Genomic DNA, 15,255 nt, shown 5'->3' with positions numbered 1-15,255 from the left:
TGCAGACCACCACCTGAAACACGAAGCCGTCCGAGAGGTCCAACGCAAGCCGGAGCTTGCGAGCCCCCGGCTGCTGGGCGATGTGATCGATCGTCGGCTGCAGCCGCTCGCGCAACCCACCGATCTCGAGCGACACGACCCCGATCCTCATGGGCGAATCAAGCGCTGGATCTCCGCGGCCACTCCGGGGATCTGCCGAACTGACGGGTGTAGATCAAACCAGTCCTGGTCGTTGAGATAACGCAGCACCACGTTGTGGGCGAGCATGGCATCGGCCGTCTGCCGCTGTGCCTCCGTATCCACGGTCAGGTAGCGCTCGGTGGCCACCCGGGCGAGCCACGGAAAGGCGTCGGCGGGGATCAGCTTGCGGTACTGATCCCCGACCTCGTTGAGCAGGCGACGAAAGTCGCTGTCACTCAGCGGGATCGTCTCGCTCAACAATGAATCGTGGAGCAGGCGAACCAGCTCGCGCGGGTATCCGCCCGACCACTCGATCAGCTGCTCGACCCGCGCTTCGGTGTTGGCCCCAAACAGCTCGGCCAGATCACGCTCGGGCACCCGCTGCAGCAGCAACTGCATGGCGGCGTCGTATCCGTCTTGGAAGCGCCCGCCGCCGTCGTGCGGATGCTGGTGCAGCTTGATCATTGGAATGAAGTCGACCTGGGCGAAGCGCTTGCGAGACACCAGCGCAGTTGGAATCGTGTACAGCGTGTGGACCGGCAGCTGCAGATGCGGCGCGCCGTCCGAGAACACCCGCTCTGCGCTGGCGAGCACTTGATCCCTCGTGGGTCTGGTTCCGCGGAGCTTCTCGAGCGAGTCGACGATCACGACCAGCCCGGCATGCCCAAGCGCCACCGCGCGACCTTGCATGACCTCGAGCTCGTCACGAACCTCGGCGAGAAACCGGTTGAGGTGGACGCCGATCGTCTCGCGGAAACGCTGCCGCAGGTTGGGGCGAGTCTTGAGTTCGGCGGTCAGCCTGCCAACCTTCTCAACCGAGAATTCCGCCCGGGTGAAGGTGACGTCGGTTCGCGTCAGCCACGCCCACAGTCGCGCAAAGTAGCCGATCTCCATCGCGGTCTCGGGGTCCTTGCCCTCGGCCTCGAGCAGGGTGCGCTCGCAGGCGGACACCACGGCGAGCACGATGTCGGGCACATCGATCGGCCCGAGCAGGTCGAGCACCTCTTCCGCAGACACGACCACAGCCAACAGGTTGGCCCCATCGCGGAGCTCGAGGCGCTCGGCGAGGCGCAGCAGCTCCGTCGACTTCCCCGACCCAGGCAACCCCGTGAACAGCTGGCAGGTCGGCGCGTCCGACAGCTCGATCCGCGAGGCCAGCCGCGCCACCCAATCGACGCCCCGGACCCGGCGCGCGTCGAGGTCGATGTAGCGATCGTCACTCGGGCGCAGCGCGACGTCGGGTTTGCATCGGTTGAACAAGTAGCGGCGGCGGTCTTTTTCCATGGAGAATCCCGGCTGACAGCCCGTGTAGCACGATGACACTGCCAGCTCGAAGAACAACACGGCGTGGCCCCCTCCGCCAGCGCTGAGTCCGCGACCCCAGAGCGGTCACCCCCGCGAAACAGGCATCGCCTGCGAGTGGGCCGGGTCCACGCCGTCCTCCGCCGTCCACCGCAGCACCTCGATCTCCCCCCCGAGCGCCGGCAGGTCGACACCGTCAGCGACTCGACCTCCACCCCCAGCTCCGCGAGCGCCTGACTCACACCGGGCGCATCCCGAACCGCGGCCAAGAAGGTCACCTGCCCCGCCCCCGCGCTGCCTTGCAGCTTGGCCGCGAGGTTCACCGCGTTGCCAAAGCAATCGATCTCGGTGTTGAACCGCACCGCAATACACGACCCGCGATTCAGCGACACCCGCACGCGAATGTCGAGGTCCTCACGTGGATCTTCTCGCCCAGCCACCCGCGCGGGATCCAGCCAAAGTAGACAAGCAGCACAGAGCTCGAGTCGTGGACCTCGACGACCTCGTAGATCGCCCGAACCAGCGCCCAAAGCCCTCGCTGTAGTCGCGCACGGCCTCCATGTGGCGCCCGTGGATCCACTGCCAGGGCACCTCGACCCAGGTCTGGCGAAACCCGCCGTTGACCACCGTCACATGCAGCTGGCCGCCGCGCTCCTCGTAGTCCATCCCGGTCAGGCCCAGCGCCCGGTTGAAGCGCGAGGTGTCGATCAGCATCGGCCACATGCGGGCGAGCGGCGCGTCAACCTCGAAGCGCCACAGGAACTCGAGCGGCGCGCGCTGGCCTGCCAGCATGTGCGGCGGCCACGGGTGCCGGTCCAGGAACGCGCTCAGCTGCTCGGGCTCGACGCTGGGCGCCGCCATGCCGCAGACCATCCCAGCCGCCGTCGTGGCGGGTAATAGAACTCCGAGCCAATCCCGTATAGATTGCGGCAACTCATGGCCGCAGACGCAACCGCATCGCCGCAAGAGCAGCTCGACGCCGCGCTGCTCGCCTTCGAGTCCGCGCTCCCGCAGGTCAGCAGCGAGACTCAGCTCTACGATCTTCAGGTTCAGTTCCTCGGCAAGAACGGCGCCGTCACCAAGCTCCGCTCGCTGATGGGCAAGGTCCCGCCCGCGCAGCGCAAGGAGCTGGGCCAGGCGTTCAACCGGGTCAAGCAGGCGATCGACGAGGGCCTCGCCGGTCGCAAGCTCGCGCTCGCCCAAGCGGCCCGCGAGCTCGACCTGAGCCGCCACGTGGATCTGACCTTCGTGCCCGATCCCCCCCGGCCCGGCACCCTGCACCCGATCACCCAGACCCGCCGCGAGCTCGAGCAGGTGTTTCGGCGGCTGGGCTTCGACGTCGTCGACGGGCCCCACGTCGAGGCCGAGCTCTACAGCTTTGACAAGCTCAACATCCAGCCTGACCACCCTGCGCGGGACATGCAGGACACCTTCTTCATTGCCCGCCCGGAGCACGACCCACGCGAGGGTGCGCCGTCGCTGGTCCTGCGCCCGCACACCTCGCCGGTCCAAGCCCGGACCATGCTCCGCTACGGCGCGCCGGTCCGCATCATCGCGCCAGGCACCACCTTCCGGCGCGACGACGATCCCACCCACAGCCCCATGTTCCACCAGATCGAGGGCCTGTATGTGGATCGCAACGTGACAATGGCGGACCTCAAAGCCACGCTCTATCGCTTTGTTGGGGCGTTCTTCGGCGAGGGCCTCGCGGTCCGGTTTCGGCCCTCGTACTTCCCCTTCGTCGAGCCCGGCGCCGAGTTCGACATGCAGTGCGCGTTTTGCTTTGACGGCCAAGTCAGCCATGGCTGCGGGCTGTGCAAGCAGTCCGGGTGGATCGAGCTGGGCGGCTCCGGCATGGTCCACCCCGCCGTGCTCGAGCAGTGCGGGATCGACCCAACTGTGTACACCGGGTGGGCGTTTGGGTTTGGCATCGATCGCATGGCCATGCTGCGCCATGGGATCTCGCACCTGCGTCACAACTTCGAGGGCGACCTGCGGGTCCTCGAGCAATTCACCTCACCTTGATCCGCTGATCTCGTTCAGCGTTCATCACAATCATCGGAATTACAGATGCTGCTCTCATGCACCTGGCTCAGCGAGCTGCTCGGGCGTCCGCTCGACGTGTCCCCCCCGTTTCGCGCCGACGACCCATTTAGCGCCGTCAACATCGCCGCGCGCCTGACCAACCTCGGGCTCGAGGTCGAGGGGATCGAATACTTCGAGCTACCCAAGATCATCGTCGGTCGCGTTGACGAGGTCACACCGCACCCCGACGCCAGCAAGCTCAACATCGTCCAGCTGTTCGACGGCGCGCGCACGATCCAGGTCGTGTGTGGCGCGTCCAACCTGCCGCCGGTTGGAGGCAAGGTCGCGTTCGCCCCGGTCGGCGCGGTGCTGCCCGACGGCCTCGAGCTGAGCGAGCGAGAGCTGCGTGGCGTGGTCTCGAACGGGATGATCTGCTCGGAGACCGAGCTGCGGATCGGCAGCGACGGCGAGGGCATCTTGGTCTTGCCCCGCGAGTGGGAGCCCGGCGCGCTGCTGCAGGATCTGGTGCCCGGGATTCGTGACGCGGTCATCGAGATCTCGGTCACCCCCAACCGGCCCGACGCGCTCGGGCACCTCGGGGTCGCCCGCGACCTCGCGCTCGCGCTTGGCTGCGAGCTCACCCTGCCAGCTGTGCCCGTGCCCGTGCCCGACACGGCGAAGGCCATGCCCGAGCTCGTCACCCTCGAGGCCGGGGATCGCTGCCCGCGCTACCTGGGCTATGCGCTAGAGGACTGCAGCGTGGGCGCGTCGCCGCTGTGGCTGCGCGTGCGGCTGCATCGCGTGGGCCTGCGCGCGCGCAACAACGTCGTCGACGTCACCAACTTGGTGCTGTTCGAGACGGGCCAGCCCATGCACGCCTTCGATCGCCAGCGGCTAGACGGCGAGCGCGTGGTCGTGCGCACCGCGACCGCGGGCGAGCCGATCACCACCCTCGACGGCATCAAGCTCGAGCTGAGCGACGACGACCTGGTCATCGCCGACGCAAAGGCCCCCCAGGCGCTCGCCGGGGTCATGGGCGGCGAAGGCTCGATGGTCGGCGAAGGGACCACGCGGCTCTTGCTGGAGGTCGCGTTCTTCGAGCCGCGGGCGATCCGTCGCAGCGCCCGCCGCTACGCGCTGCGGACCGACTCCAGCCACCGCTTCGAGCGACAGGTCGACTTCGCCGGGCAGCTCGAGCTGGCCGCGGCGCGGGCGGTCTCGCTGCTCCACCAGATCAGCGGAGCCCGCTGCGTCGCCTACTGTGACGCGCAGGCCAAGCTGCCTGTGCCGGCGCCGATCACCCTCGATCCCGACCACGTCGGCCGCCTGCTCGGCATGGACATCGCGGCCGACGAGATCGCACGGATCCTACAAGGGCTGGGCGTCACGCTCGATCAGAGCAACGCCCAGGCGTGGCGCTGCGAGCCACCCAGCTTCCGGCCGGACCTGGGCCGCAACGTGGATCTCATCGAAGAGGTCATGCGCCACCACGGCCTCGACGAGCTCCCGGCGCGGCACTCGAGCTCGCCCGAGGAGCTCATGGTGCTGCCCGAGGATCCCGTCCGGCGGCTCGCCGATGCTCTGACAGACGGGCTGCGCGCCAACGATCTCCACGAGCATGTGTCGCTGGCGTTCACCGCCGAAGATCAGGCCATGCTGTTCGCCTCTGAGGCAGAGCCCCCTCGCTCGCCAGACGACTTTCAGCCGACCCAGCTGGTCCGCCCGGTCAACCCGATGCGGCTCCAGCAGGGCTGCATGCGCCCGCACCTGTTGCCCGGCTTGTTGGACGCCGTCGCGTACAACCTTGGCCGCCACACTCGCGCGCTCGGATTGTTCGAGGTTGGCCGCGTGTATCTGTGGCCGCTCACCAGCGACCAGGCGGCCGAGCCCACCGGTCCAACCGCCGAGATCGATCGCTGCTTGCCAACCGAGCCCTATCGCGCCGCGGCGATTCGGGCCCAGCGTGCGAGTGGCTCGGCGCCAGCCGGCGAGCTCGCCCGCGCGGTAACTCGTGATCTGTCGGCTGCGCTCGCCCGCGTGGGCCTGCACGCGCAGCTCCGCGCCCCGGCGCAGCCCCGGACGTGGCTGCACCCGGGCGTGCAAGTGGGGCTGTGGATCGGGGATCGACAGGTCGGCGTTGCTGGGGAGCTGCACCCCGACTTGCTGGCCGCGCGCGACCTCAGCGAGCACGAGCTTGGCTATGGCGAGCTGTGGCTCGAGGCCCTGCCGCCCCTGCCAACCGTGCAGTTTGCAGACGTCGCCCGGTTCCCCGGAACGACCCGCGACCTGTCGCTGGATCTCGACCAGCGCATTTCTAGCGCAGCGGTCTTGGCCGCCCTCACGAGCGCCGCCGCCGACTCCGGTTCGAGCACCGACGATCCACCCCGATTGGCCAACGCCGACGAGCCCCGGCGCCCGATCGAGCTGATCGAGGACTACCGCGGCGCGGGCGTCGAAGCTGGCCGCCACGCCCTGCTGCTGCGGCTCAACTATCGTGCAGGCCAGCGCTCCGTCACCGATGCAGAAGTTCAGGCCCTGCACGACAAGGTCGTCGCTGGTGCGCTCGAGCAGCTCACCCGCGTCGATCCGGCCGCCCGCGTCCGCTGACCAAATGTTTCAGAGCGAGCGCCGCTGCCCGGCGCTCGCTCAGCTATGCTTTCGGCCACGGGTGAAGCCATGACCGAAGAGCAACAGAGCAGCGAAACCAGCGAAGCCAGCGAGACCGACGCCAGCGAGGCCGCCGAGAACCCCACCGACAGCGAGGGCGACGAGGGCCGCGACGACGACGACGACGACGACGACGACGACGACGACAAAGACTCCAAGTCCGAGAAGCGCAAGAAGCCCAAGAAGGTGTCGATCGGCTACGAGGCCGCGATGCCGCGAACCGAGGCTCTGTCCTACTTCGAGTCGATCATCGGCGGGTTCCGATCCGGTCGACTCGAGTTCAAGCAAGACGGCCAGTCGCTGGTGCTCAGCCCGCCCGATCAACTGCAGGTCGAGGTCAAGGCCCAGCGCAAGGGTGACAAGGCCAAGATCGTGTTCGAGATCGAGTGGAGCGACGACAACCGCCCGCTCGAGATCCTCAACTGAGGGCGCCACGGCCGTGGCGAAGCACTCCAAGCTCTCGACCGAGGTCACGATCGCGCGAACGGCCGCGGTCGAGCGCACGCTCGTCCGCCAGGGTGGGCCGCCTGCCCCCCCAGCCATCGCATCGAGCTACGCACGATCGTCGATGCCCGCTCGATCGTCGCCGAAGGCGGCATGGCGGTGGTCTACCGGGCCTACGACCATCGCCTCGACCGCGACGTGGGGATGAAGGTGCTCAACCCGGGGTCATCGGGGTAGTCTCCCAAGACCTGCTAGTCTATCGCCGTGAGCTACCCCCTCGCAGAGCACGGCGTACACATGCGCCGCCCAGAACCCCGGGACATCCCCGCGATCCTACGCTTCAAGAACGACCCCGAGGTCGCCGCCGCCCTCGGGGGCTTCAGCACCGGGTATTCCCAAGCCGACGGCGAAGACTGGCTCGCGCGTCGGCAGAGCCGCAGCGACGAACTGGTCCACGCAATCGCCACGATCCAAGACGACACCTGCCTTGGCCACGTGGGCCTGTATCAGATCGACCACCGCATCCGCAGCGCCGAGTTTGCGATCATGCTGGGCGAGAAGTCAGCGTGGGGCAAGGGGATCGGCGGCGCAGTAACCCGGTGGATGGTAGATTTCGGGTTCGCGCAGCTCAACCTCAATCGGGTGTTCCTCTCGGTGCTCGCCTCCAATCAACGGGCCCACCGGTTATACACACGCATCGGCTTTGTCCAAGAAGGCGTGCTGCGCGAAGCGCAATTCAAGAACGGCCAATACCACGATGTCGTGTGTATGTCCGTACTCCGCAAGGAGTGGCCCTAAGCTTCAGACGTGAGCCACGCTGAGCGCCGGCAGCATGCCTGCCCCCACGGCCGTCTGGCTCGTTTGCGTAGCCCGGCCCGGGCAGTCGCCCGCCTCACCGTCGTCAAAGTCCGGCAACATCGCCCGCAGCGCCACGCGGATCGCCGCCGCCTCCCCACGCTCGGCCACCGCGATCAACTCCGCCAGATCGCCCTCGAGCCGCTCAGCGCGAAGCCACGTCGCCTCGCGCTCGCACAAGATCGAGGCGTGCGACGTTGGCTCGAGCCCAGCGACACCACATAGCTCCTCGCGCAGCTTCTCGCCCGGCCGCAGCCCGGTGAACTCGATCGGAATATCCTCACCCGGAACCAGACCACACAGGCGGATCAGGTCATTCGCAAGATCCAGAATCCGCACCGGCTCCCCCATGTCGAGGATGAAGATCTCGCCGCCGCTGCCCATGCTGGCAGCCTGCAGCACCAGCTGCGACGCCTCGGGGATCGTCATGAAGTAGCGCTCCATGTCCGGGTGGGTGACGGTCACCGGCGCCATGTTGGCGATCTGCGCCTTGAAGATCGGAACCACGCTACCGTTCGATCCAAGCACGTTACCAAACCGCACAATCGTGTACTTGGTGCGCCGCTGCAAGCGGGCCAAGCGCTGGATCAACAGCTCGGCGCAGCGCTTGCTCGCGCCCATGATCGAGCGTGGGCGCACGGCCTTGTCGGTTGAGATCATCACAAACGACGCCGCCTCGTAGTCACCGGCCAGCTCCGCGATCGTACGGGTGCCCACCACATTATTGAGGATCCCAGCGCCAGGGTTGTACTCGAGCATGGGCACGTGCTTGTGCGCGGCGGCGTGAATGACCACCGCCGGTCGCCAGGTTGCGAACACCCGGCGCAATTGCTCGCGCTCTGTGATGTCGACGAGCGCGGGTGTCAGCTCGATACCCGGGAACTTGGACCGAAGCTCACGGTGGATCTCGAACAGGGCGTTCTCGGATCGCTCAACCAGGATCATGCGACGCGGCCCATAGCGGCAGACCTGGCGGCACAGCTCCGATCCAATGCTGCCGCCCGCGCCGCTGACCAGCACGGTGCGATCGGCGAGGTCACGGGCGATCGCGGCGTCGTCGAGCTGGACAGGGTCGCGGCGGAGCAGATCCTCGAGGGCGACCTTGCGAATCCGCTGCACGGCGACGCTGCCATCAACGAACTCTGCCACGTTGGGGATCATCTTGACCGGCAACCCAAGCTGCTCGACGTCGCGGGTGACCCGGCGGACCAGCCCGCCGTTGGCCCTGGCCACGCAGATCAACACCTCGTCGATCTGATAGTGGGAACACACGCTGGCGAGCTCACTGACCTGACCGCGGACCGGCACGCCGTGGATGCGCGTGCCCTGCTTGCTGGGATCGTCGTCAACGAACGCGACCGCATCCAGATCCGCGCGGCTCCCCAGGGCCCGCGCGACGGCGATCCCGGCATCACCCGCGCCCACGAGGATCAAGCGGGTTGGCGCGCCCGTGCTCGGGCGCTTGCGGCCGCGCTCGCTGGTTCCGCGGCGGATCGCCCGGAGCGCGGCCAGGCCAACGAAGGCAAGGACCACGTCGGCCGCGGCGGCGCCTATTGGAACCAGCACGTGGGTCGCGGAAGGTACGACCGCGGCGATGCTTGGCGCGGTGAACCGGGCAACCAACAACAGCACGCCAGATAGCGCGATCGCGGCGCCCAAGCGGCCAAGCTCGGCGAAGCCAAAGTGCTGCCAAGAGCAGCGCGGTACATTGAAGATCACCAACGCGAGATACTGACAGAGCAGCACCCACGGCATCACCAGCAGCATCCGCCGCATCCACGGAATCGGGATGTTCCAGTCAAAGCGCAGCGCAAACGCCAGCCACAGCGCCACGGCCAGCACGCCTAGATCGAGCAAGATCCGCGCGAGCCGACGCAGCGCCAACTTGGTGCTGGCGCTCGCTCGCAGGCGCTGGATCACGCGCACGCCTCACTTGGCACGAACACCATGGGGTTGGCGGCCCGGTGGCACGCGCGTATGACCGCAATCACGCGCTCTTGATCTTCGCGGCGAAGCGTGGAGCCGCTCGGCAGGCACAGACCGCGCTCGAACAGTTGCTCGGTGAACGGGCCGCCAATGCAGCGATTGCGGGCGAACAGCGGCTGCAGGTGAAGCGGCTTCCACAGCGGCCGCGACTCGATGCCTGCGCGCTCGAGCGCGAGACGAAGCTGCTCGGGGCCCACCCCAAAGCGATCGTGATCAACGAGCACTACCGTGAGCCAGCGGGTTGCGCGATGGCCCGGCGGCTCGGGCATGAAGGTGATCCCCGGAAGGTCCCCCAGCGCGGCCGCGTAGTGAGCAAAGTTGGCTCGCCGACGATCCACGAGCTCCTCGAGCCGCGCAGCCTGGGCCACGCCAATACCCGCGAGCACGTTGCTGAGCCGATAGTTGTAGCCGCACAGCTCATGTTGATAGTGGGCAGCGTCCTCGCGCGCCTGCGAGGCCAGCCATCGCGCACGCGCGATCAATTGTGGATCGTCGCCAACCAACATCCCACCACCGCCGCATGTGGCGATCTTGTTGCCGTTGAACGACACCAGCGCGAGCTTGCCAAAGCTGCCTGCCGGGCGGCCGTTGTAGCTGGCGCCCAGGCTCTCTGCGGCGTCCTCGACCAGGGCAACCCCGTGGCGCTGGCAAGCCGCCACAATCGGATCGTAGTCGGCACATTGACCATAAATATCCACCACGATCACCGCCTTGGGCAGCCGCCCAAGCGTGGCGGCGCAGTCCAGCGCGTGGGCGAGCAGCTCGGGGTCCAGATTCCAGGTCCGCGCTTCGCTATCCATGAAGACCGGCTCGGCCCCAAGCCAGGTCACCGGAGTCGCCGTGGCGATGAAGGTGAGCGTGGACAGCCAGACCTCGTCGCCCGGGCCAACGCCGAGCAGGCGCAGGGCCAGATGCAGCGCCGCGGTCCCGCTGTTGGTGGCGGCCGCGTCGCTGCGACCCACACGCAAGGCGATCGCGCGCTCGAAGGCGTCGACCTGGGGTCCAAGCGGCGCGATCCAACCAGAGTCGAAGGCCGAGAGCAGCGCCTCGCGTTCTGCGGGGCCCACATCGGGCGGCGACAGGTAGATGCGCTCGGACGTTGCACGGCGAGCACTGACCACGGCTCCTGCATGATCGCTGGGCTGCGATCCTTCACTGGATTCGCGTCGAATTGATGCGCGAAGGATACATGCCCAAGGGTGCATGCATTGGCGTCGCCATGATGAGTCTTCGCGCCGACCAGGGTCTGTCGTATGTGCTCGCAGCCGGGCTCACCGTGCTTGGCTGCAGCGATGACGTCACCGTGACCCCGATCGGGACAGAGACCGGTGGAGACGGCGACGGCGACGGCGACGGCGACGGCGACGGCGACGGTGACGGCGACGGCGACGGCGACGGCGACTGCCCCGAGGGCGCCAGCGGCTGCCCCTGCGGGCCCAGTGACAACTGCGACGACGGCTTGGTCTGCGTTGAGGGCACCTGCGATCCGCCCGCGGACCCCGAGTGTGGCAACGGCATGATCGAGGGCGGCGAGCAGTGCGACGACGGGGCGCAAAACAGCAATACCGGCGCCTGCAAGCTCGACTGCACGGCCCAAGCCTGCGGCGATGGCTTCGTGGGTCCGGGCGAATCGTGTGACGACGGCAACGAGATCGACGACGACCAGTGCACCAACGCCTGCGGCCAACCTGGCTGCGGCGACGGCATCTTGCAGGCCGGCGAGGACTGCGACGACGGCAACGCCAGCAACGACGACGCGTGCTTGTCGAGCTGCCTACAGGCCAGCTGCGGTGATCTGTTCGTCCACGTTGGCGTAGAAGAGTGCGACGACGGCAACGAGATCGACACCGACGCGTGCCTGCCCGGCTGTGTGGCCGCCAGCTGCGGTGACGCCGTGATCTGGGAGGAAGTCGAAGCCTGCGACGACGGCAACCAAGTCGATCTAGACGGCTGCAACGCCAACTGCCAGGCGACCGGCAGCATCATCTGGGAGCACACCCACGACGCCGGGCCGGACTCTTGCGACTACTTCTATGGCGTCGACGTGAGCGCGGCCGGCAAGATCGCGGCGGTCGGCGTGGTCGGCAAGGCGCCGGATCCCCTCGCGGATTGCCAGATCATCGTGCAGGTGTTCGAGGCCGACGGAAGCTTGGACTGGAGCTCGATCCCCCAGACAACCGGGCCCAACTGCGATGAGGCGTGGGCCGTGGACTTCGACGCCCAGGGCAACGTGTGGGTTGCTGGGCACGTGTACGAGCCCGGCCGCGAGCGCGAGCAGTGGGTCCGCAAGTATGATCCCGTTGGCAACGCGCTGTGGTCGCGTCGCTTCGGCAGCACGGGCAACGACTATGGCTACGGCCTGGCGGTCGACAGCTTGGGCCGCGGGATCTTGGTTGGGGCGATTCACTCGCCCGATAGCGGCTACGACCTCTCGGTCCAGGCGATCTCGGGCAACGGCGCAGCGGTCTGGTCCAAGTTGATCGACGTGGGCAACGCCGACTTCGCCCTCGATGTGATCGCGTCGGGCCAGAACATCTGGGTCGCGGGCTTCTTGGATGTCGCGGGGCAAAACCAAAACGCATGGGCAGCCCGCCTGGACCTGGCCGGCAACACCCAGTGGAGTCACGAGCACAACGGCATGTTCTCGGGCATGGATCGCGCTGGCGGGATCGCCCGCGCAGCGGATGGCAGCCTGGCGCTGACCGGGTTTGAGACCGGCGCGACCAACCACGACATCTGGGTGCGAAGGCTCGACGAAGGCGGCACCGAGCTGTGGACGCAGACCTTCGACGATGAATTCTTGCTGTGGGCGGACCGCGGCCAAGAGGTGGCGATCGACAGCCAGGGCAACCTCGTGGCGGTTGGGCAGCACTGGACGCCCGGCGATCAGCTCAACAGCTTTGACGCGTGGATCCGCAAGTACGACGCGCAAGGCAACGAGCTGTGGACCGAGTCCGCGAGCGGTGGGGCCGACGCCGAAGATGTGTGGTTCGCCGTCGACGTCGCCGGCAACGATGAGCTCATCGTGGCGGGGGCCATGACCACGCAGGTCGGCGCGTGCACCAACGCGGTCTTGCGCCGCTACAACCCGTGAGCGCCTCGCAGGTCATGTTGGCGCCCAAGTACAGCTCGCGTCCGGTCCCTGCGGTCTCGCCGGGGTCGAACGCTGCGGGGCGCGAGGGTCTGGCTGGGCTCGCGCTCGCGGTGTTTCTGGTCTCGGGCAGCTGGAGCCTGGCGCGGGTCGCCGGGGTCGAGCCCATGGCGATCTGGCAGCCGCGGGTGTGGGCGGTGCTGGTGCTGGTGGCGCTGGCGTTCATGCCGAGCCGCGTCCGCCGGGTGGGAGGGCGCACGGCGTTGGGCGCCGAGCTGGCCTGGCTGGGGTTCTCGCTGGTGTCGATCACCTGGGCGCCCGAGCTGGCGCTCGCCGAAGATCAGGCGATTGAGCTTGGCTTGCTGATCGCGGTAGCGATCGCGCTTCATCGGCTCGCCCGAACCAGCCGGGTCGAGCGGATCGCTACCGCGCTGCGCCATGGCTTGCTGGTGCTGTTGCTCGGGCTCGCCGCGGTGGCCTTGCTTGGCGGCGTGGGTGGCATGGGTGGGCGCGCGGCGGTGCTCGGCGGGGGCCCGAACGTATTCGGTCGCAACATGGGGGTGCTGGCCCTGCTCGCGCTCGAGCGCGCACTTGGGTTTGGCAGCGCAACGACCACCCGCCCGCGTCCGTTCGCGCTGCCCGTGTGGTCATGGGTCGCGTGCGTCGCCGCGGGCTTGGTCGCGCTGTCGGGCTCGCGCGGGGCGATGATCTCGACCTTCATCGCTGCCGGTCTGTTGCTCGTGCTTGGTCGCGCGCGCCTGAGTCGGCGGCTCGCGGTCGCGCTTGGCGGGCTGGGCTTGTTCGCAGCGCTGCTGGTGTTGACGCCGCTCGGCGAGCGGGTGATCGCGTCGTTCGCCTCGCGGGTGCTGGATCTGCTGGTCGCAGATCGCTACGTGAGCGGCCGCGACCAGATCTATGTGATCGCGCTCGAGGGTGGCGCGCGCCAGCCGATCATCGGCCACGGGCTTGCGAGCTTCGCCGCGGCCACGCCTTGGCCATATGCCCACAACCTCGCCCTCGACGCGTGGTTCGAGACCGGCGCGATCGGGGTCGCGTTGCTCGGGCTGTACCTGGGCCGCGGCGCTCAGCTGCTCGGGCGCCTCGGCGCTGGCGGGCGCGAGCTGTGGGTTGCCCTCGCGCTGCTGATCTTCGTTGGCGCGCAGTTCAGCGGCGGCCGCTACGACGCCCGCGCGCTGCTGGTGTGCGTCGCCCTGGCCCTCGCGCTGCCGCGGCCGCAGCCCAGCCGGAGGTCGCCGTGAAGATCGCCTACCTGCATCAGTACTTCCTCGAGCCCAGCGACGGCGGCGGCACCCGATCGTGGGAGCTTGGGCGGCGCCTGGCAATGGCCGGGCACGAGGTCACGGTGATCACCAGCGACCTGCGGGTCAACCGGCGCGGCTGGCAAGTCGAGCGCAAGGCCGGCATGGAGATCCACCGGGTCGGGGTGCGCTACGACAACGGCCTCAGCTACCGCCAGCGCATCGCCGCGTTCCTGCGCTTCGCCGCTTCAGCTGGGCCACGCGCCCGCGCGACCGGTGCCGACGTGGTGTTCGCAACCAGCACGCCGCTCACGATCGCGCTGCCAGCCATGTTCGCGGCCCGGGCCCTCGGCGTCCCGTTCGTGTTCGAGGTTCGGGATCTGTGGCCAGCGGTGCCGATCGCCATGGGCGCCCTGCGCAACCCGGCGATGATCACCGCGGCCAAGTCACTCGAGCGTCTCGCCTACCGCGAGGCCGCGCAGGTGGTCGCGCTGTCGCCAGGCATGCGCGCCGGGGTGATCGCCGCGGGGGCCAAGCCGGGCCAAGTCACGATGATCCCCAACGCCTGCGACTTCGAGCTGTTCGACGTTGGGCCGCAGCCGGGCGCGCGCTGGCGGGCCGAGCAAGCGTGGCTGGGTGATCGACCGCTGCTGGTCTACGCGGGGACCTTGGGCAAGGCCAACGGCGCGGGGTGGCTGGCAAGGCTGGCGCACGCGCTCGCGCGGCGGGGGTCTTCGATCTGCATCGCGGTGGTGGGTGATGGCTGGGAGCGCGAGCAGATCCAGCGCCAGGCGGCCCGTCTTGGCGTGCTGAACCAAAATTTTTTCATGCTGGGTTCGCAGCCCAAGTCCAGCATCCCGGCGCTGTTGTCCGGCGCAAGCGGGGCGCTCAGCACCTTCTTGCAGCTGCCGGCGCTGCACGACAATTCAGCGAACAAATTCTTCGACGGACTCGCGGCTGGCAAGCCGGTGTTTCTCAACCACGAGGGCTGGCTGGCGGATCTCGTGCGCGAGCGCGACTGCGGCTTGGTCATGCCACGCGACGTCGAGCAGGCCGCGGCGCTGCTGACCACGAAGCTGAGCGACCCAAGCTGGCTGCGCCGCGCGGGCGCTGCCGCGACCCAGCTCGGGCGCGAGCGCTTCGATCGCAACGACCACGCCCGCGCGCTCGAGGGTGTATTGACCCGCGCGATCGCGAGGGCCGCGTGAGCTCCAGCGGCGCCGGCAGCTACGGTCGCAATGTCCTGATCTCGGTCGCGGCCGTGGGGCTCATGAGCGTGATGGCGCTGGCCAACAACGTGGTGATCGCCCGCGCCGCGGGGCCCGAGGGTCGCGGCGTGTATGGCCTGGCGGTGGCGATTGGCGCGCTGGCGCTGCCGCTGGCTTCGGCAGGCTTGGGCGCGGCGGCGACCTGGCAGCTCGGGCGCGGCGAACCACTGGGCCAGCT

General features: G+C 68.3%; 11 protein-coding genes and 1 pseudogene. 8 read left to right on the top strand and 4 right to left on the bottom strand.

What is annotated here, in order from left to right:
* Positions 1-147: 147 nt before the first annotated feature.
* Together DB30_RS00925 and DB30_RS00920 are read right to left on the bottom strand one after the other, a co-directional pair.
* A complete protein-coding gene (locus tag DB30_RS00925; protein WP_165703572.1) occupies positions 148-1,464 on the bottom strand; it encodes a hypothetical protein in 1,317 nt (438 codons plus the stop codon).
* Between the two features lie 432 nt (positions 1,465-1,896).
* Complete coding sequence (locus DB30_RS00920; RefSeq protein WP_146657771.1) at positions 1,897-2,343, bottom strand: hypothetical protein; 447 nt, start codon at positions 2,341-2,343, stop codon at positions 1,897-1,899.
* Positions 2,344-2,418: 75 nt separating this feature from the next.
* Here DB30_RS00920 and pheS point away from each other — a divergent pair, with 75 nt between their 5' ends.
* The 4 genes from pheS (at position 2,419) to DB30_RS00900 (ending at position 7,416) form a co-directional block, all read left to right on the top strand.
* Positions 2,419-3,507 carry a phenylalanine--tRNA ligase subunit alpha gene (gene pheS, locus DB30_RS00915; protein WP_052546029.1) on the top strand — a complete coding sequence of 363 codons (1,089 nt, stop codon included), beginning with the start codon at positions 2,419-2,421 and terminating at the stop codon, positions 3,505-3,507.
* Positions 3,508-3,552: 45 nt separating this feature from the next.
* Positions 3,553-6,114: a phenylalanine--tRNA ligase subunit beta gene (pheT, locus tag DB30_RS00910; protein ID WP_052546028.1), complete on the top strand. Its 2,562-nt coding sequence runs from the start codon at positions 3,553-3,555 to the stop codon at positions 6,112-6,114.
* Positions 6,115-6,183: 69 nt separating this feature from the next.
* Complete coding sequence (locus DB30_RS00905; protein WP_052546027.1) at positions 6,184-6,600, top strand: amphi-Trp domain-containing protein; 417 nt, start codon at positions 6,184-6,186, stop codon at positions 6,598-6,600.
* A 282-nt stretch (positions 6,601-6,882) separates the two neighbouring features.
* Positions 6,883-7,416: a GNAT family N-acetyltransferase gene (locus tag DB30_RS00900; RefSeq protein ID WP_146657770.1), complete on the top strand. Its 534-nt coding sequence runs from the start codon at positions 6,883-6,885 to the stop codon at positions 7,414-7,416.
* A 3-nt stretch (positions 7,417-7,419) separates the two neighbouring features.
* Here DB30_RS00900 and DB30_RS00895 read toward each other — a convergent pair whose 3' ends face one another.
* Together DB30_RS00895 and DB30_RS00890 are read right to left on the bottom strand one after the other, a co-directional pair.
* Entirely contained in the window at positions 7,420-9,399 is a 1,980-nt protein-coding gene (locus tag DB30_RS00895; protein WP_052546025.1) for a polysaccharide biosynthesis protein, read from the bottom strand.
* Positions 9,390-10,580: a DegT/DnrJ/EryC1/StrS family aminotransferase gene (locus DB30_RS00890; protein ID WP_052546024.1), complete on the bottom strand. Its 1,191-nt coding sequence runs from the start codon at positions 10,578-10,580 to the stop codon at positions 9,390-9,392. Before DB30_RS00890 ends, DB30_RS00895 begins: the two co-directional genes overlap by 10 nt.
* A gap of 53 nt (positions 10,581-10,633) precedes the next feature.
* Here DB30_RS00890 and DB30_RS00885 point away from each other — a divergent pair, with 53 nt between their 5' ends.
* From DB30_RS00885 to DB30_RS00870, 4 genes and pseudogenes are all read left to right on the top strand, one after another.
* Positions 10,634-12,553: a DUF4215 domain-containing protein gene (locus DB30_RS00885; RefSeq protein WP_146657767.1), complete on the top strand. Its 1,920-nt coding sequence runs from the start codon at positions 10,634-10,636 to the stop codon at positions 12,551-12,553.
* Complete coding sequence (locus DB30_RS00880) at positions 12,550-13,809, top strand: O-antigen ligase family protein (RefSeq protein ID WP_052546022.1); 1,260 nt, start codon at positions 12,550-12,552, stop codon at positions 13,807-13,809. Before DB30_RS00885 ends, DB30_RS00880 begins: the two co-directional genes overlap by 4 nt.
* Positions 13,806-15,017: a glycosyltransferase family 4 protein gene (locus tag DB30_RS00875; protein WP_052546021.1), complete on the top strand. Its 1,212-nt coding sequence runs from the start codon at positions 13,806-13,808 to the stop codon at positions 15,015-15,017. Before DB30_RS00880 ends, DB30_RS00875 begins: the two co-directional genes overlap by 4 nt.
* A pseudogene (locus tag DB30_RS00870) lies at positions 15,014-15,255 on the top strand (hypothetical protein); the annotation flags it as partial. The gene DB30_RS00875 and the pseudogene DB30_RS00870, both read left to right, overlap by 4 nt.

The sequence above is a fragment of the Enhygromyxa salina genome (genome assembly GCF_000737335.2).
Classification (GTDB): domain Bacteria; phylum Myxococcota_A; class Polyangia; order Nannocystales; family Nannocystaceae; genus Plesiocystis; species Plesiocystis salina_C.
Note: the sequence above shows the minus strand (reverse complement) of the source record. Positions and strands in the feature narration are given on the sequence as shown.

Excerpts from the sequence above, each read along its gene's own strand:
- DB30_RS00925 (WP_165703572.1), bottom strand. The coding sequence starts at position 1,464 with ATGGAAAAAGACCGCCGCCGCTACTTGTTCAACCGATGCAAACCCGAC.
- DB30_RS00920 (WP_146657771.1), bottom strand. The coding sequence starts at position 2,343 with ATGGCGGCGCCCAGCGTCGAGCCCGAGCAGCTGAGCGCGTTCCTGGAC.
- pheS (WP_052546029.1), top strand. The coding sequence starts at position 2,419 with ATGGCCGCAGACGCAACCGCATCGCCGCAAGAGCAGCTCGACGCCGCG.
- pheT (WP_052546028.1), top strand. The coding sequence starts at position 3,553 with ATGCTGCTCTCATGCACCTGGCTCAGCGAGCTGCTCGGGCGTCCGCTC.
- DB30_RS00905 (WP_052546027.1), top strand. The coding sequence starts at position 6,184 with ATGACCGAAGAGCAACAGAGCAGCGAAACCAGCGAAGCCAGCGAGACC.
- DB30_RS00885 (WP_146657767.1), top strand. The coding sequence starts at position 10,634 with ATGCGCGAAGGATACATGCCCAAGGGTGCATGCATTGGCGTCGCCATG.